At 61.8% G+C, this 16,434-nt stretch carries 18 protein-coding genes and 1 riboswitch; of the genes, 16 read left to right on the top strand and 2 right to left on the bottom strand.

All coding sequences use genetic code 11. The features are described from left to right. Positions 1-18 precede the first annotated feature (18 nt). The 5 genes from AB4N64_RS17135 (at position 19) to AB4N64_RS17115 (ending at position 4,277) form a co-directional block, all read left to right on the top strand. Complete coding sequence (locus tag AB4N64_RS17135; RefSeq protein ID WP_460117085.1) at positions 19-1,092, top strand: AI-2E family transporter; 1,074 nt, start codon at positions 19-21, stop codon at positions 1,090-1,092. A 229-nt stretch (positions 1,093-1,321) separates the two neighbouring features. Then, positions 1,322-2,026 (top strand): DnaA regulatory inactivator Hda, encoded by a 705-nt coding sequence (gene hda, locus AB4N64_RS17130; protein WP_460117084.1) that lies wholly within the window; start codon positions 1,322-1,324, stop codon positions 2,024-2,026. A 213-nt stretch (positions 2,027-2,239) separates the two neighbouring features. Then, the gene (locus AB4N64_RS17125) at positions 2,240-2,869 is read left to right on the top strand and encodes a C40 family peptidase (protein WP_460117083.1); all 630 of its coding nucleotides are present in this window, start codon (positions 2,240-2,242) and stop codon (positions 2,867-2,869) included. A 205-nt stretch (positions 2,870-3,074) separates the two neighbouring features. Then, the gene (locus tag AB4N64_RS17120) at positions 3,075-3,608 is read left to right on the top strand and encodes a C40 family peptidase (protein ID WP_460117082.1); all 534 of its coding nucleotides are present in this window, start codon (positions 3,075-3,077) and stop codon (positions 3,606-3,608) included. 15 nt (positions 3,609-3,623) lie between these two features. Next, positions 3,624-4,277: an O-methyltransferase gene (locus AB4N64_RS17115; RefSeq protein WP_460117081.1), complete on the top strand. Its 654-nt coding sequence runs from the start codon at positions 3,624-3,626 to the stop codon at positions 4,275-4,277. Positions 4,278-4,404: 127 nt separating this feature from the next. Here AB4N64_RS17115 and AB4N64_RS17110 read toward each other — a convergent pair whose 3' ends face one another. Both AB4N64_RS17110 and AB4N64_RS17105 read right to left on the bottom strand, forming a co-directional pair. Continuing rightward, positions 4,405-5,718 (bottom strand): PQQ-dependent sugar dehydrogenase, encoded by a 1,314-nt coding sequence (locus AB4N64_RS17110; RefSeq protein WP_460117080.1) that lies wholly within the window; start codon positions 5,716-5,718, stop codon positions 4,405-4,407. A gap of 68 nt (positions 5,719-5,786) precedes the next feature. Next, the gene (locus AB4N64_RS17105) at positions 5,787-6,371 is read right to left on the bottom strand and encodes a hypothetical protein (RefSeq protein WP_460117079.1); all 585 of its coding nucleotides are present in this window, start codon (positions 6,369-6,371) and stop codon (positions 5,787-5,789) included. Positions 6,372-6,525: 154 nt separating this feature from the next. After that, positions 6,526-6,740, top strand: a riboswitch (cobalamin riboswitch). An 83-nt stretch (positions 6,741-6,823) separates the two neighbouring features. Here AB4N64_RS17105 and cobO point away from each other — a divergent pair. The 11 genes from cobO (at position 6,824) to AB4N64_RS17050 (ending at position 16,395) form a co-directional block, all read left to right on the top strand. After that, complete coding sequence (gene cobO / locus AB4N64_RS17100) at positions 6,824-7,435, top strand: cob(I)yrinic acid a,c-diamide adenosyltransferase (RefSeq protein WP_075948452.1); 612 nt, start codon at positions 6,824-6,826, stop codon at positions 7,433-7,435. Beyond that, entirely contained in the window at positions 7,432-8,814 is a 1,383-nt protein-coding gene (locus AB4N64_RS17095; RefSeq protein ID WP_460117077.1) for a cobyrinate a,c-diamide synthase, read from the top strand. Before cobO ends, AB4N64_RS17095 begins: the two co-directional genes overlap by 4 nt. Then, positions 8,811-9,461, top strand: a complete 651-nt coding sequence (gene bluB, locus AB4N64_RS17090; RefSeq protein ID WP_460117076.1) for a 5,6-dimethylbenzimidazole synthase — start codon at positions 8,811-8,813, stop codon at positions 9,459-9,461. The genes AB4N64_RS17095 and bluB overlap by 4 nt, the downstream gene beginning before the upstream one ends. After that, positions 9,458-10,366, top strand: a complete 909-nt coding sequence (cbiB, locus tag AB4N64_RS17085; RefSeq protein ID WP_460117075.1) for an adenosylcobinamide-phosphate synthase CbiB — start codon at positions 9,458-9,460, stop codon at positions 10,364-10,366. The genes bluB and cbiB overlap by 4 nt, the downstream gene beginning before the upstream one ends. Continuing rightward, complete coding sequence (cobD, locus tag AB4N64_RS17080; RefSeq protein ID WP_460117074.1) at positions 10,359-11,351, top strand: threonine-phosphate decarboxylase CobD; 993 nt, start codon at positions 10,359-10,361, stop codon at positions 11,349-11,351. Before cbiB ends, cobD begins: the two co-directional genes overlap by 8 nt. Then, positions 11,348-12,820 (top strand): cobyric acid synthase, encoded by a 1,473-nt coding sequence (locus AB4N64_RS17075; protein ID WP_460117073.1) that lies wholly within the window; start codon positions 11,348-11,350, stop codon positions 12,818-12,820. The genes cobD and AB4N64_RS17075 overlap by 4 nt, the downstream gene beginning before the upstream one ends. Before the next feature lie 122 nt (positions 12,821-12,942). Beyond that, positions 12,943-13,464, top strand: a complete 522-nt coding sequence (gene cobU / locus AB4N64_RS17070; protein WP_460117072.1) for a bifunctional adenosylcobinamide kinase/adenosylcobinamide-phosphate guanylyltransferase — start codon at positions 12,943-12,945, stop codon at positions 13,462-13,464. Further along, the gene (gene cobT / locus AB4N64_RS17065) at positions 13,461-14,516 is read left to right on the top strand and encodes a nicotinate-nucleotide--dimethylbenzimidazole phosphoribosyltransferase (RefSeq protein WP_460117071.1); all 1,056 of its coding nucleotides are present in this window, start codon (positions 13,461-13,463) and stop codon (positions 14,514-14,516) included. Before cobU ends, cobT begins: the two co-directional genes overlap by 4 nt. Beyond that, positions 14,513-15,088, top strand: coding sequence for an alpha-ribazole phosphatase family protein (gene cobC, locus AB4N64_RS17060; protein ID WP_460117070.1), 576 nt, complete (start codon positions 14,513-14,515; stop codon positions 15,086-15,088). The genes cobT and cobC overlap by 4 nt, the downstream gene beginning before the upstream one ends. Positions 15,089-15,090: 2 nt before the next feature. Next, the gene (locus AB4N64_RS17055; protein ID WP_460117069.1) at positions 15,091-15,822 is read left to right on the top strand and encodes an adenosylcobinamide-GDP ribazoletransferase; all 732 of its coding nucleotides are present in this window, start codon (positions 15,091-15,093) and stop codon (positions 15,820-15,822) included. A gap of 168 nt (positions 15,823-15,990) precedes the next feature. Next, the gene (locus AB4N64_RS17050) at positions 15,991-16,395 is read left to right on the top strand and encodes a MarR family winged helix-turn-helix transcriptional regulator (RefSeq protein WP_460117068.1); all 405 of its coding nucleotides are present in this window, start codon (positions 15,991-15,993) and stop codon (positions 16,393-16,395) included. The last annotated feature ends 39 nt before the right edge of the window (positions 16,396-16,434 follow it).

Raw genomic sequence — 16,434 nt, 5'->3', positions numbered from 1 at the left:
ATGCAGATGGAGTGGTACATGGCCGATACGCGGCGTTGGTTCTGGTTGGGTGGAGTGGTCCTGCTCTGTGCTTTTATCTGGTTGTTGCATCCGATTCTGACGCCATTTTTGGTGGCGTTGCTTTTGGCTTACCTGTTCGACCCGCTGGTGGATCGGCTGGAACGGGCCGGGTTATCCCGTACTTGGGGAGTGGTGGCGGTGTTTACCCTGTTCACCTTGATTGTGGTTGCCTTGCTGCTGGTGCTGGTGCCGATGCTCGCCAAACAGCTCGTTCGCCTGTATGAGCTGGCACCGCAGATGCTCGACTGGCTGCAGCACACCGCGCTGCCGTGGGCGCAATCGAAGTTCGGCTTGTCGGATGGTTTCTGGAAGTTCGACAAGGTGAAGGCCGCCATCAGTGAGCACATGGGCCAGACCACTGACATCGTCAGTGTGGTGCTGAGTCAAGCAACGGCCTCCAGTCTCGCGTTGATCGGTTGGCTGGCCAATCTGGTGTTGATCCCGGTGGTGAGCTTTTACCTGCTGCGTGACTGGGATTTGATGATGGCCAAGATTCGCAGCCTGCTGCCACGTGATCGCGAAGAGCGAGCCGTGGCGCTGGCGGGTGAGTGCCATGAAGTGCTGGGCGCTTTTGTGCGCGGGCAATTGCTGGTGATGCTGGCGTTGGGCGTGATCTACGCCGCGGGCCTGATGCTGGTCGGATTGGAGCTGGGCCTGTTGATTGGCCTGATTGCCGGGTTGGCGGCCATCGTGCCGTACATGGGCTTCGTCATCGGGATTGGCGCCGCGCTGATTGCCGGCCTGTTCCAGTTCGGCGGCGATCTGTACCCGATGATCGGCATCGTCGCCGTATTCATGGTGGGGCAGGCGCTGGAGGGCATGGTGCTTACGCCGTTGCTGGTGGGGGACCGGATTGGCCTGCACCCGGTGGCGGTAATTTTTGCGATCCTGGCCGGCGGCGAGTTGTTCGGCTTTACCGGTGTGCTGCTGGCGCTGCCGGTGGCGGCGGTGATCATGGTGCTGGTGCGCCACGTGCACGACTTGTACAAGGATTCGGATATCTACGGCGGCGCCGATGACCCTGAGCTCTAGCGCCTGTCGATGCGCTGCTTGGGGTGGCCTGGTTCATGACCGGGCTGCCCCATGCCTTCGCGTGGCTGTAACTTGCGCCGCCAAAGAAACCTTCGGAAATACGGCGCAATAACGCAAACCTTTGATTTTGCTTGTGGTCTGTCGGATTGTGCGGCCAGCCTCACGGGTATAAACTTCGCGAACTTTACACAGAGGCCACTAACGGTTCATTTGGAACCGTTCAGTCAGCATGAAACCGATTCAGCTGCCCCTAGGTGTGCGTCTGCGTGATGACGCTACCTTTATCAACTACTACCCAGGCGCCAATGCCGCTGCACTCGGCTATGTCGAGCGGCTTTGCGAAGCCGACGCCGGCTGGACCGAAAGCCTGATTTACCTCTGGGGCAAGCACGGGGTAGGGCGTACGCATCTGTTGCAGGCCGCGTGCCTGCGTTTCGAACAGATGGGTGAACCAGCGGTTTACCTGCCGCTGGCCGAGTTGATGGATCGCGGCGTTGAAATTCTCGACAACCTCGAACAGTACGAACTGGTCTGTCTGGACGATTTGCAGTCGGTGGCCGGGCATGCGGACTGGGAAGAGGCGCTGTTCCATCTATTCAACCGTCTGCGCGACAGCGGGCGGCGGCTGTTGATTGCGGCTTCGACCTCTCCGCGCGAATTGCCGGTGAAGCTCGCCGACCTCAAATCACGCCTGACCCTGGCACTTATCTTTCAGATGCGACCCTTGTCCGACGAAGACAAACTGCGCGCGTTGCAGCTACGCGCGTCTCGTCGCGGCCTGCACCTGACTGACGAAGTCGGGCATTTCATCCTGACTCGAGGCACTCGCAGCATGAGCGCATTGTTCGACCTGCTCGAGCAGCTCGATCAGGCCTCCCTGCAAGCCCAGCGCAAGCTGACCATCCCTTTCCTGAAAGAAACATTGGGCTGGTGAGCCCCGGTTTTTCAGGGCTTTCGGCATATTTCAGGCGTCAACAAACCCGCGTTCCTACAGGGTGTAGGCCGCGTAAGCGTCTAAATGGGGCTTAAGCGCTTAGATGTAAACGCGAAAACGAAAAGTCACAAAAGTTTCGATTGAATTTGCAAATGAGGTCGATAGCGGGCATAGTCTCGGCTTCTTTACAACTATGAAGTCACGGTCGTGCCCATGCTAAAGCGCTTCGCACCCCTCGTGCCCCTCGCACTCGTTACCCTGTTGTTCGGTTGCGCCGCCCACACCCCAGTGTCGGAGCAGGCTCCTCAACAGCAGGTCAGCAAAAATTCGGTTACCGCACAATCTTCCGCCGAGCGTTTCCAGCAAGAACTGGAAACCGACAAGGAACTGGCCAACTTCGCCGACGGCAAGTCGTACCAGCTTCCGGTCCTGGCGGACAGCATCCTCGAGCGCGGTATGTCCCTGATCGGTACCCGCTACCGTTTCGGCGGCACCTCCGAGGCTGGCTTTGATTGCAGCGGTTTCATCGGCTATCTGTTTCGTGAAGAGGCTGGCATGAACCTGCCACGCTCCACTCGCGAAATGATCAACGTCGATGCGCCACTGGTTTCCCGTAGCGCGCTCAAGCCGGGCGATCTGCTGTTCTTCGCTACCAACGGCCGTCGCGGTCGTGTGAGTCACGCCGGGATCTACCTGGGCGACAACCAGTTCATCCACTCCAGCAGCCGCAAAAGCGGTGGTGTACGGGTCGATAGCCTGGGCGACAGCTACTGGAGCAAGACCTTCATCGAAGCCAAGCGTGCACTCGCCATGGCGCCGACAGTGGTCACCGCACGCAAGTAATGCTTCATTCGGTCGGTGGCGACCACTGCCGGGCAGTAACCGCACTGGTTACATGGTGAACTTAAAGTCTTACTTGAAGTTTGCCCCATAGGCGCTAGAATCCTGATCTATTATTGATGGCAAACCGCCTGCGCCTTGCGCAGGCGGTTTTCTTTTCTGTCGCTTGGGCAGAAAAAAGCCGCAGACAGATCAGGATGCTCTGCTTATGACGATGTCGGCCCGCCTCGCACTCATGCTCCTCGCCGCGCTGCTCAGCGCTTGCGCCAGCCGCACGCCACCTGCGCCTGTGGTTCGCGCGCCGATTGTCTTTGGTACGCCACAGCCGTCCTCACCCGAGGCAGAAGACGTGTTGTTTCGCGCTCTGGGCCTGGTCGGCACACCTTATCGCTGGGGGGGCAACACACCGGATTCCGGTTTCGATTGCAGTGGCCTGATTGGTTACGTCTATCGCGACGCCGCCGGTATTTCGTTGCCGCGTACGACTCGCGAAATGATCAGCATGCAGGCGGCCGATGTCGGCAAAGAAGGCCTGCAAAGTGGTGATCTGGTGTTCTTCGCCACCAACGGCGGCTCTCAGGTGAGTCACGCCGGGATCTACGTTGGTGAGGGTCGATTTGTCCATGCGCCGGCCACCGGTGGCACGGTCAAGCTCGACAGCTTGTCCAAGGCGTATTGGCAGAAAGCCTACCTGAGCGCGAAGCGTGTTCTGCAACCCGAGCATCTGGCGCGCAACCCCTAGTCTGGAGAGGTTGTCATGACCGCTCGCACGCTGAATCTCGATGATGCCCTGTACCAATACCTGCTCGACGTTTCCCTGAGGGAAACGCCGCTGCTCAAACGCCTGCGCGACGAAACCCAGGCGCTGCCCATGGCGCGCTGGCAGGTGGCGCCGGAACAGGGGCAATTCCTTGCCTTGCTGGTCAGGCTGATCGGTGCAAGACGAATTCTGGAAATCGGCACTTTCACCGGTTACAGCGCGTTGTGCATGGCGGCCGCCTTGCCGGATGACGGTGCACTGATCTGCTGTGATGTACCCGGCGACTATAATGTCATCGCGCGTCGTTACTGGCAGGAGGCGGGCCTGGACGAGCGGATTGACCTGCGGCTGGCGCCTGCGCTGCACACCCTGTCTCAGTTGGATGAGCCAGGGCAGTTCGATCTGATCTTCATCGATGCCGACAAGGCCAACTACCCCCACTATCTTGAGCATGCCCTGCGTCTGTTGCGCGTTGGCGGCCTGGCGGTGTTCGACAACACGCTGTGGAGTGGGCGGGTGCTGGAGTCAGCGCCCGAAAGCGCTGACACCCGCGCGATCCAGGCGCTCAATCGTGCGTTGAAGGATGACGCGCGAGTGGACCTGTCGCTGTTGCCACTGGGGGATGGGTTGACGCTTTGTCGTAAGCGCTAGAGGCCTTCACGCGCGCCCTGTAGGAGCGAGCATGCTCGCGATGGACTGGAAAACGCCGCTGGGTGTCAGATAGCCAACGTTTTCGTTGACGATCATCGCGAGCATGCTCGCTCCTAAAGGGGGAAGGTCATTTCGCGGCAGACACCCGCCACACCTTGTTCCCCACATCATCGGCCACCAGCAGGTCGCCCTGCTGATCGATCACCACGCCCACCGGGCGACCCATGGCTTTCTCTTCGTCATTGAGAAAACCCGTGAGCACATCCACTGGCGCGCCGCTCGGTTTGCCCGCGCTGAAGGGCACGAAGATCACTTTGTAGCCACTGTGCGGTTTCCGGTTCCACGAGCCATGCTGGCCGACGAAAGCGCCTTCCTTGAATTGGGCCGGCAACGTATTGCCTTCTGCGAAGGCCAGGCCCAATGAGGCGGTATGCGGGCCGACTGCGTAATCCGGTGCAATAGCCTTGGCCACCAGGTCCGGATTTTGAGGTTCTACGCGTACATCGATGTGCTGGCCGTAGTAACTGAACGGCCAGCCATAGAACGCACCTTCCTTCACCGAAGTGATGTAGTCCGGCACCAGGTCACTGCCGATTTCATCGCGCTCGTTGACCGCTGTCCACAGCGCGCCGCTCTGCGGTTCCCACGCCATGCCGTTGGGGTTGCGCAAGCCCGAGGCGAATATCCGGTGGTTGCCAGTGGCACGATCCACTTCCCAGATTGCCGCGCGTCCTTCTTCCTTGTCCATGCCGTTTTCGCCGACGTTACTGTTGGAGCCCACCGTGACGTACAGCTTGCTGCCGTCCTTGCTTGCGATGACGTTTTTTGTCCAATGGTGATTCAGCGTGCCACCCGGCAGGTCAATCACCTTCATGGGTTGGGATTTGATCGTGGTGTCGCCTTGCTGGTAATTGAAACGCAGCAGTCTGTCGGTGTCGGCGACGTACAGGTCATTACCGACCAGTGTCATGCCGAAGGGGGAGTTGAGGTTTTCCAGGAACACGGTACGGATTTCGGCGATGCCATCGTGGTCTTTGTCGCGCAGCAACGTGATGCGGTTGGGGCTGGGTACGGCAGCCCCGGCACGGCTCATGACTTTCTTGGTGATCCAGCCCTTGATGCCTTTATCGTCATCGGGTTTGGGCGGCGCATTGGTTTCGGCCACCAGCACGTCGCCGTTGGGCAGTACGTAGAGCCAGCGTGGGTGATCGAGGCCTTCGGCAAATGCAGCCACCTGAGTGCCCGCTGCTGCCGTCGGTTTGGCGCCGGCCGGCCAGCCGATGGCCGGGGCGATGTTCATTGTCGGGAACAGTGTCTTGTTCGGTTCTGGCAGTTGCGGGGATGGGCCGGTGCCGTCGGAGACCTGCAGGGTGGAAGTTTCACCGCAGGCAGCGAGCCCGGCGGCCATGGTGATGACGAGAGCGAGCTGGGGCTTGCGCATGCTGAACTTCCCTAAGAATGCAGTGATCTGATCAGTAGAGAAGCGCAAGCCCGAGATGGTTCAACCGGTCAGCCGTGAGCTTCCTTGAACAACACCGCGATGCCCGGATGATAGTTGCCCGCTTCGTTGCGTAATTTGCGGTAGGCGTAGGGGAAGTACCAGGCGACCGCGCAGGAATGTTCTTTTTGCAGGTCATCGACCATGTCCTGCAGCTCTTCCGGCGTGGCGCCGTGCTGGGCTTTTTGCGGGGCCACGAACAGGCAGCCCAGTTTCAGGTCGCTGCTGTAGCTGATGCGTTTGGCGTCGCTGGTGATTTCCGCCAACGCCTGGGTCAGGTTGAGACTGTTGACCCGTGGCCAGCGTTGGGTGGCCTGAAGATACGCGCGCGTTTCGCTGGAGGCGATGAACAGATTGGCGCGGGCGTTGCGTTCGCCTTCCTCAAGCTGCTTGCGGGTCTGGGTGTCTTGCAGGGTGACCATTTCGGCCATCCAGGCGGCGGCCGCGAGCAAACCCAGATTGGCTTTTTCGTCGTACCAGTAAGGTGTGTCGTTATCGCCCCGTACGGCGTTGTAGCGGTCTATACAATCAAACCAGCGTTCCAGCAGCGGGCGCAGGAATTCCAGTCGCGGATTGCTGATAATCATGCCTTGCATGGTGCTCACCCTTGTTCTTGTGATGTGGGGTTGTGGCTCTTTGATATCACTGCTGGGAGTCTGGCACAAGATTGGCGTCATTTTATTGATCGACGGCAGTTATTCATCCGCCAGCCTCCCGGCTTTAATTGACGCTCCACCCCCAACCCTCTAACCTTCGCGGCTTGTTTCAGGTGCTCTGTGACCCAGGTCGGCAGAGTGAAACAGGGAAGCCGGTGAGTGCGTGCACGATCCCGGCGCTGCCCCCGCAACGGTAAATGAGTGAAAGCTGCGCCTTGAGCCACTGTGTCGATCGCGACATGGGAAGGCGCGCAGTCCGGCGTGATGCCGCTCATGAGCCCGGAGACCGGCCTGATTCAATCCAGCGACATCACGGTGGGCGATGTCGGGCTTCTTGCCATCTGTTTCTTGTGCCTGCCCGCCGTTATCCCGCCTCAACGGAGAGCTCCCCCATGACCGATACCCCAGATCGTGACGAACGCCATTTGGCGCGCATGTTGCGTAAAAAAGCCGTGATCGACGAACGCATCGCCAACTCGCCAAACGAATGCGGCCTGCTGCTGGTGCTCACCGGCAATGGGAAAGGCAAAAGCAGCTCGGCGTTTGGCATGCTCGCCCGTTCCATGGGCCATGGCATGCAGTGCGGCGTGGTGCAGTTCATCAAGGGTCGCAACAGTACCGGTGAAGAATTGTTTTTCCGCCGCTTCCCGGAGCAGGTGCGTTTCCACGTGATGGGCGAAGGCTTTACCTGGGAAACCCAGGACCGCCAGCGTGACATCGCTGCCGCCGAAGCGGCCTGGGCGGTGTCCCGCGAGTTGCTGCGCGATCCGTCGATTGGTCTGGTGGTGCTGGATGAGTTGAACATCGCTCTCAAGCACGGCTACCTCGACCTCGATCAGGTCCTCAGCGACCTGCAAGCGCGTCCGCCGATGCAGCACGTGGTGGTGACCGGCCGCGGCGCCAAACCCGAGATGATCGAGTTGGCCGACACCGTTACCGAAATGGGCATGATCAAGCACGCCTTCCAGGCCGGTATCAAGGCGCAGAAGGGCGTTGAACTGTGAGTGAGCCACGTCATTGCCCGGCGGTATTGATTGCCGCGCCGGCCTCCGGTCAGGGCAAGACCACCGTCACCGCCGCCCTGGCGAGGTTGCATCGCAACCAGGGGCGCAAGGTGCGCGTCTTCAAGTGTGGCCCGGACTTTCTCGACCCGATGATCCTCGAGCGCGCCAGCGGTGCGCCGGTGTATCAATTGGACATGTGGATGGTCGGCGAGCAGGAAAGCCGGCGACTGTTGTGGGAAGCCGCCGCCGAGGCTGACCTGATTCTCATTGAAGGGGTCATGGGCCTGTTCGACGGTACCCCGTCCAGCGCCGACCTGGCGCGTCACTTCGGTGTGCCTGTACTCGCGGTGATTGACGGCACGGCCATGGCGCAGACCTTTGGCGCCCTGGCACTGGGCCTGGCCCGCTATCAACCGGACCTGCCGTTTGCCGGTGTGCTGGCCAACCGGGTCGGCACCCTGCGCCATGCGCAATTGCTCGAAGGCAGCCTGACCGAAGGTTTGCGCTGGTACGGCGCGCTGTCCCGGGAAACCGGAATCGAGCTGCCGAGCCGACACCTGGGCCTGGTTCAGGCCAGTGAATTGAACGATCTGGATCTGCGTCTCGATGCTGCTGCCGATGCCCTGGCCAGCAGTTGCGAAGTCGCGCTGCCGCCCGCCGTGGCGTTTGCGGCCCCCGAAGTGATCGCGGTCGATCCTTGGCTGGCCGGCGTGCGCATTGCCGTGGCGCGTGATGAAGCCTTTGCGTTCACCTATGGCGCCAGCCTGGACCTGCTGCGGGCGATGGGCGCCGAGTTGGCATTCTTCTCGCCGATTCGTGACACGCAACTGCCGCTCGCCGACAGCCTCTACTTGCCCGGCGGTTACCCGGAACTGCACCACGTGGCGCTGGCGCAGAACACGTCGATGCTAGAAGCGATCCGCGCCCACCATGCAGCCGGCAAACCGTTGCTGGCCGAATGCGGCGGCATGCTCTACCTGCTTGATTCGTTGACGGATGTCGAGGGCACTCGCGCCGAGTTGGCCGGCTTGCTGGCGGGGGATGCGGTGATGCAGAAACGCCTGGCGGCGCTCGCCTTGCAGGCGGTTGAATTACCGGAAGGCTCGCTGCGCGGGCACACCTATCACCATTCGCTGACCACCACCGGGCTGGCTCCGATTGCTCGCGGCCTGAGCCCGAACGGGGGGCGCGGCGCGGAGGCCGTTTATCGTGAGGGGCGGATGACGGCTTCTTATGTGCATTTTTATTTTCCGTCAAATCCTCCTGCGATTGCTGCGCTTTTTGCGCCGGACCTTACGGACGCCATCGCGGGCAAGCCCGCTCCTACAGGGGGCGAGTGTATTGGTGTAGGAGCGGGCTTGCCCGCGATAGGGTCATGACCGATAACGCCTTCTCCGAGGCCGAACGCCAAGCGGTCTACCGCGCCATCGCCGAACGCCGTGACATGCGTCACTTCACGGGTGGCACCGTAGAACCTGAGCAACTGCGGCGCCTGCTCGAAGCCGCACACCAGGCGCCGAGCGTTGGCCTGATGCAGCCGTGGCGTTTCATCCGCATCAGCGACCGCAGCCTGCGCGGCAGGATCCAGTCGCTGGTGGAGGAAGAGCGCATGCGCACCGCTGAGGCCCTCGGCGAGCGCAGTGACGAATTCATGAAGCTGAAAGTGGAAGGTATCAACGACTGCGCCGAGGTGCTGATTGCGGCGCTGATGGACGACCGCGAACGGCATATTTTCGGCCGCCGCACGTTGCCGGAAATGGACATGGCCTCGTTGTCCTGCGCGATCCAGAACCTGTGGCTGGCATCCCGCGCCGAAGGGCTCGGCATGGGTTGGGTTTCGTTGTTCGAGCCCCAGGCCCTGGCTGACCTGTTGGGGTTGCCCGCCGGGGCCAAGCCTTTGGCGATTCTCTGCCTGGGACCGGTCGAACAGTTTTATCCGGCACCGATGCTGGTGCTTGAAGGCTGGGCGCGGGAACGTCCATTAAGCGAAATGTTGTATGAGAATTATTGGGGAGTGAGTCAATGAGTGTGGCGTTGTTGAGTGTCGCTGCGGTGGCGCTGGATGCGCTGCTGGGCGAGCCCAAGCGCTGGCATCCGCTGGTCGCCTTCGGCCGTTTTGCCGACCGCATCGAACAACGTTTCAACGGGGGTGGTCGCGGCTGGCGCAGCCATGGCGTGACGGCCTGGGTGATTGCGGTCGTGCCGCTGACCTTGCTCGCCACGGCTTTTTCCTGGGCGCCTTATGTGGGTTGGATCGTCGAGATTCTCGCCCTCTATTGTGCGCTTGGCTTGCGCAGCCTGGGGGAGCACGTCGAGCCGGTTGCCAAGGCTTTGCGTAGCAATGATCTGGAGCAGGCGCGCCAGCGTGTCGGTTATCTGGTCAGTCGCCAGACCACTGAGCTGGATTCAACCGAAGTGGCCCGCGCCGCCACTGAATCGGTCCTGGAAAACGGCAGTGACGCCGTCTTCGCGGCGTTGTTCTGGTTTGCCGTGGCCGGCGCGCCAGGGGTGGTGCTCTATCGCTTGAGCAACACGCTGGACGCGATGTGGGGCTATCGCAACGAGCGTTTCGAACGCTTCGGCTGGGCGGCTGCGAAGATCGACGACGTGCTCAACTACATTCCTGCCCGATTGGTGGCGTTGACCTATGCACTGTTGGGCAAGACCCGACTCGCATTCAAATGCTGGCGCACACAAGGCCCCACCTGGGACAGCCCGAACGCCGGTCCGGTGATGGCCGCCGGGGCAGGCGCCCTGGGGGTCGAGTTGGGTGGGGCGGCGATTTATCACGGTGAGTTGCACCAGCGTCCCCAGTTGGGCGAAGGTGTGCCAGCGGACGCCGATTCCATTGATCGAGGCTGGCAACTGGTCCAGCGCGGGGTATGGTTATGGTTGCTGATTCTGTGTGTGGGAGCTGAATTTTATGCTTGAACACGGTGGTCGGTTGCGCAAGGCGGCGCTTGAATACGGCATTGCCGAAGCGGATTGGCTCGACCTGTCCAGCGGCCTTGCGCCCTGGCCGTTTGCCGTGCCGGACATTCCGCTGCGCGCCTGGGCGCGGTTGCCGGAAGCCGACGATGGCCTGGAGCAGGCGGCCTGCGAATACTACGGCGCCTCGCAGGTGCTGCCGGTAGCGGGCTCGCAAATGGCGATCCAGTTGCTGCCGCGTTTGCGTCGGGCCGGCAAGGTCGGAGTGCTGTCACCCTGTTACGCCGAACACGCCGAGGCCTGGCGCCGCAACGGCTACATCGTGCGTGAGGTGGTGGAACAGGAAGTCGATTTTTTCATCGACAACCTCGATGTGCTGGTGGTGGTCAATCCGAACAATCCAACCGGCTTGTGCATCGCGCCTACGCGTTTGCTGGAATGGCATTCCCGGTTGGCTCAACGGGGCGGCTGGCTGGTGGTGGACGAGGCGTTCATGGACAACACGCCGCAACTGAGCCTGGCACCTTTTTCCCATCAGGTCGGCCTGGTGGTGCTGCGCTCCTTTGGCAAGTTTTTTGGTTTGGCCGGCGTGCGCCTGGGGTTTGTCCTGGCCGAGCGCAAGTTGCTCAAGTTGCTTGCCGAACAAGTCGGACCCTGGGCCGTCAGTGGGCCGACCCGTGTGCTGGGGCGAGTCTGCCTGCTGGATAAACAGGCGCATGCCAGTCAGCGCGCGCGCAGCGATGCCGCCAGTGAGCGGCTGGTGACGCTGCTGGAAAAACACGGTTTCAAACCCCAGGGCGGTTGCGCCCTGTTTCAGTGGCTGAGCACCGAACATGCCGAAGAGTTGCATGAGTTCATGGCCCTGCGCGGCATCCTGCTGCGCCTGTTCTCCAGCACCAGCAGCCTGCGCTTTGGCCTGCCGGGCGAGGAAGCTGATTGGTTGCGGCTGGATCAGGCATTCGAAGCCTATGCCAGGGAAAAACGATGACTGCGCTCAAGCCCCGGGGCTCCACCTTGATGGTACAGGGCACCACGTCCGACGCCGGTAAAAGCACGCTGGTGACGGCCTTGTGTCGTTGGGTCACTCGCCAGGGCGTCGAGGTGGTGCCGTTCAAGCCTCAGAACATGGCGCTCAACAGTGCCGTGACCGCCGACGGTGGCGAGATCGGTCGCGCACAAGCCGTGCAGGCCCAGGCGGCTTATCTCGAACCGCACACCGACATGAATCCGGTGCTGCTCAAGCCCAACAGCGACACTGGCGCCCAGGTGATCATCCACGGCCGTGCGGTCACGACGATGAATGCGGTGGCGTACCACGACTACAAAGCCATCGCGATGGAAGCGGTGCTGGCTTCGCACCAGCGCTTGAGCGCGGCGTATCCAGTGGTCATGGTCGAAGGCGCGGGCTCGCCGGCAGAGATCAACTTGCGTGCCGGCGACATTGCCAATATGGGCTTCGCCGAGGCGGTGGATTGCCCGGTCGTGCTGATCGCCGATATCAATCGCGGCGGCGTGTTCGCGCACCTGGTCGGCACACTGGAGCTGTTGTCGCTCAGTGAGCAGGCTCGGGTCAAAGGCTTCATCATCAACCGTTTTCGTGGCGACATCGCCTTGCTCCAACCGGGACTCGACTGGCTGCAGGCCCGCACCGGCAAACCGGTGATCGGCGTCTTGCCCTACGTGATGGACCTTCATCTGGAAGCCGAGGACGGCATCGACCAGCGTCAGGCCGACAAGGCCGATCAGGTGCTCAAGGTGGTGGTGCCGGTGTTGCCGCGTATCAGCAACCACACCGATTTCGATCCACTGCGCCTGCACCCCCAGGTGGACTTGCAATTCATCGCCCCCGGCCAAGCCATTCCCCCCGCCGACCTGATCATTCTGCCCGGCTCCAAAAGCGTGCGCAGCGATCTGGCGTACTTGCGGGCGAATGGCTGGGACACTGCCATCACCCGCCACCTGCGTTACGGTGGCAAGGTTATGGGGATATGCGGTGGTCTGCAAATGCTCGGTGAACAAGTCCACGATCCGCTGGGCCTTGAAGGCGCGCCCGGTTCCAGTGCCGGCCTTGGGTTGTTGGCGTTCGAGACTCGGTTGGAAGCCGACAAACAACTGCGCAATGTGCGTGGGCGCCTGGTGCTGGAGGATGCGGACGTCATGGGTTATGAAATTCATGCCGGCGTCACCACCGGGCCAGCCCTGGAGCAAGCGGCCGTGTTCCTGGATGACGGTCGCTGCGATGGCGCGCAGAGTGCCGACGGGCAGATTTTCGGCACTTACCTGCATGGCTTGTTCGAGTCGCCGGCGGCGAGTGCTGCATTGTTGCGATGGGCAGGGCTGCGGGATGTGCAGGAAGTCGATTACCACGGGCTGCGCGAGCGGGATATCGAACGGTTGGCGGATCTGGTGGAGAAGCATCTGGATACCGGGCTTTTGCGCAAGCTCTGTGGGATTTGAGTTGTTCCTGCCGGCTCATCGCGGGCAAGCCCGCTCCTACAGGTTTTGTGAACGACACGGTAGGAGCGGGCTTGCCCGCGATGAGGCCGGTTGCCTCACCATCTATTTTTCAGGATGTCTCAATGCTCCAACTGATCCTCGGCGGCGCCCGCTCCGGCAAGAGCCGCCTGGCCGAGAAACTCGCCGCCGATAGCACCCTGGCTGTGACCTACATTGCCACCAGCCAACCGCTGGACGGTGAGATGAATGATCGTGTGGCCCATCATCGCGCCCGGCGACCGGCCGCGTGGGCGCTGATCGAAGAGCCGGTGCAGCTCGCGCACGTCCTGCGTGAAACCGCCCGGGCTGACCGTTGCCTGCTGGTGGATTGCCTGACCCTGTGGATGACCAATCTGCTGATGCTCGACGACGCCGAACGCCTGGCGAGCGAGCGGGAAGCGTTGCTGGACTGCCTAGCGGACCTGCCGGGCGAAATCATTTTTGTCAGCAACGAGACCGGAATGGGTGTCGTGCCGCTGGGCGAATTGACTCGCCGTTATGTCGATGAAGCCGGTTGGCTGCATCAAGCGCTGGCTGAACGTTGCCAGCGCGTGGTGCTGACCGTCGCCGGCTTGCCCCTGACTTTGAAAGGAAACGCGTTATGACCCAATCCTGGTGGCTGAATCCATGCAAGCCCATCGACGCCCAGGCCGTCGAACAGGCGCAGGCTCGCCAACAACAGCTGACCAAACCCGCCGGCTCCCTAGGCCATCTTGAATCGGTGGCGGTGCAATTGGCCGGTATGCAGGGGCAGGTGAAACCAAGCCTGGACCAGGTATGGATCGCCATTTTTGCCGGTGACCATGGCGTGGTGGCAGAGGGTGTGTCGGCGTTTCCCCAGGAAGTCACCGGGCAGATGTTGCTCAACTTCGTCAGTGGTGGCGCGGCGATCAGCGTGCTGGCGCGCCAGCTCGGCGCATCACTGGAAGTGGTCGACCTTGGCACGGTGACGCCCGCGTTGAACCTGCCGGGTGTGCGTCATTTGAACATCGGCCCGGGCACGGCGAATTTTGTCCAGGGTCCGGCCATGAGCCAGGCTCAGGGCGAACTGGCCTTGCAGGCCGGCCGCGACAGCGCACGCCGCGCCCTCGAACAGGGTGCGCAGTTGTTCATTGGCGGCGAGATGGGCATAGGCAACACCACTGCAGCCAGTGCGTTGGCCTGTGCCTTGCTCGATTGCCCGGTCACCCACCTGACAGGCCCTGGCACCGGACTGAACGCTGCGGGTGTCAGCCGTAAGGTGCAGGTCATCGAACGGGCGTTGTCCGTGCACGAGGCCCAGCGCGGCGATGCGTTGCAGACCCTGTTCAACCTTGGCGGGTTTGAGATCGCCGCACTGGTGGGCGCGTACCTGGCGTGTGCCCAGGAAGGGATCGCCGTGCTGGTGGACGGGTTCATCTGCAGTGTCGCGGCGCTGCTGGCGGTACGCCTGAACCCGCAAGCGCGCCAGTGGATGCTGTTTGGTCATCGTGGTGCCGAGCCGGGTCATCGTCATGTGCTGCAAATGCTGGAGGCCGAGCCGGTGCTGGAGCTGGGTCTGCGATTGGGCGAGGGCAGTGGTGCGGCGCTGGCCGTGCCGGTGCTGCGCCTGGCGTGTGATCTTCACGGGCAAATGGCGACGTTCGCCGAGGCTGCCGTCGCGGATCGTCCGGCATGACCTTGCGCCTGGACCTGCTGCGCCACGGCGAAACTGAACTCGGTGGCGGCCTGCGCGGCAGTCTCGACGATGCGCTGACCGACGCCGGTTGGGCGCAGATGCGTGCGGCGGTGGTTGCGCAGGGGCCCTGGGATCGGCTGGTCAGTTCACCCTTGCAGCGTTGCGCGCGCTTTGCTGAAGAACTCGGCGAGCAACTGGGTTTGCCCGTGCAACTGGAGGTCGATCTGCAGGAACTGCATTTCGGCGCCTGGGAAGGGCAGAGCGCAGCCGCGTTGATGGAGACGGATGCCGAAGCGCTCGGCTTGTTCTGGGCCGATCCCTACTCGTTCACACCGCCGCAAGGGGAGCGCGTCGAGGACTTTTCGGCGCGGGTCCTGGCCGCCATTGCGCGGCTGCACGCAGCCCATGCCGGCGAACGGGTGTTGTTGATCAGCCACGGTGGGGTCATGCGCCTGCTGCTGGCGCAGGCACGTGGATTGCCACGCGAGCACTTGCTCAATGTGGAAGTCAGGCATGGCGCGCTGTTTTCTTTAAACGTCACACCCGGTGTCCTTCTCAAGGAATTGATCTGACCATGTTGCCGTTCTGGATCGCCCTGCAATTTCTCAGCAGCCTGCCGATTCGCCTGCCAGGCATGCCAGCACCCCAGGAGCTGGGGCGTTCTTTGCTGTTTTATCCGCTGGTGGGGTTATTGTTCGGGGTGATCCTCTGGACGTTGAACGGCTTGTTGCTCGGTGCGCCATTGTTGCTGCACGCGGCGCTGTTGCTGACGGCGTGGGTGTTGCTCAGCGGCGGCTTGCACCTGGATGGTCTGGCCGATAGCGCCGACGCGTGGCTGGGTGGTTTCGGTGATCGCGAGCGCACACTTGCGATCATGAAGGACCCGCGCAGCGGCCCGATTGCGGTGGTCACGCTGGTAGTGGTGTTGTTGCTGAAATTCTGCGCGTTGCTGGCGCTGATTGAGCAACAGCACGCGGTGCTGCTGATCATCGTGCCGGTAATCGGTCGCAGTGCGTTGTTGGGGCTGTTTTTGACTACGCCTTATGTGCGGGCGGGTGGTTTGGGGCAGGCGTTGGCGGATCATTTGCCGCGTTTGGCCGGCAAGCGGGTGTTGGCGGTTAGCGCTTTGGCGTGTGCGTTGATCGGTGGGCTCAGTGGGGCTTTTGCCGTCGTGTTGGCGGCGTTGGTGTTCGTCTGGTTGCGACGGGTGATGCTGCGGCGGCTGGGAGGGGCGACGGGGGATACGGCGGGGGCACTGCTGGAGTTGCTGGAGGTGGCGGTGTTGGTTGGGATTGTGTTGGTCTGACGTTGTTGTGTGAGGGAGTAGACCGCTATCGCGGGCAAGCCCGCTCCCACCATTTGACTTGTAGACACCAGGCGGAATGTGGGAGCGGGCTTGCCCGCGATAGCAATCTAACTTACAACACCATTTTTGAAACTTGATTTAACTGATTCGCGGGTATATACACGCACCATGCTCGACTCCCAATGTTTATGCATCAACCTGCGTCGCGCCGCTCGTGGCGTCAGCAGGCATTACGACGGCGCTCTCGATGGCTTCGGGATCAACGTCGCCCAGTATTCTTTGCTGTGCAATCTGCAGCGCCTGGACCAACCGAGCATTTCCAGCCTGGCGGAAGCCATGGGCCTGGACCGTAGCACCCTTGGGCGCAACTTGCGGGTGCTGGAAGGCGAGGGCCTGGTGATGCTGGTCGAGGGCGAAGACATGCGTAACCGCATCGTCAAGCTCACCCAAACGGGTGCTGAACGACTGGTGGCGGCCTTGCCGGCGTGGGAAGCCGCGCAACAACGATTGGTCGAACGCCTGGGTGCCGAGAAACGAGAAACCTTGCTCAAGCTGCTGGACGAACTGGCCTGAGGCCTGTTTTTCCGACTTTAAGCGGGTATATACCCGCTA

The organism is Pseudomonas sp. S2_C03 (genome assembly GCF_054668405.1).
The sequence above is the reverse complement of the archived record's forward strand: the minus strand, read 5'-3'. Positions and strand labels throughout refer to the sequence as shown.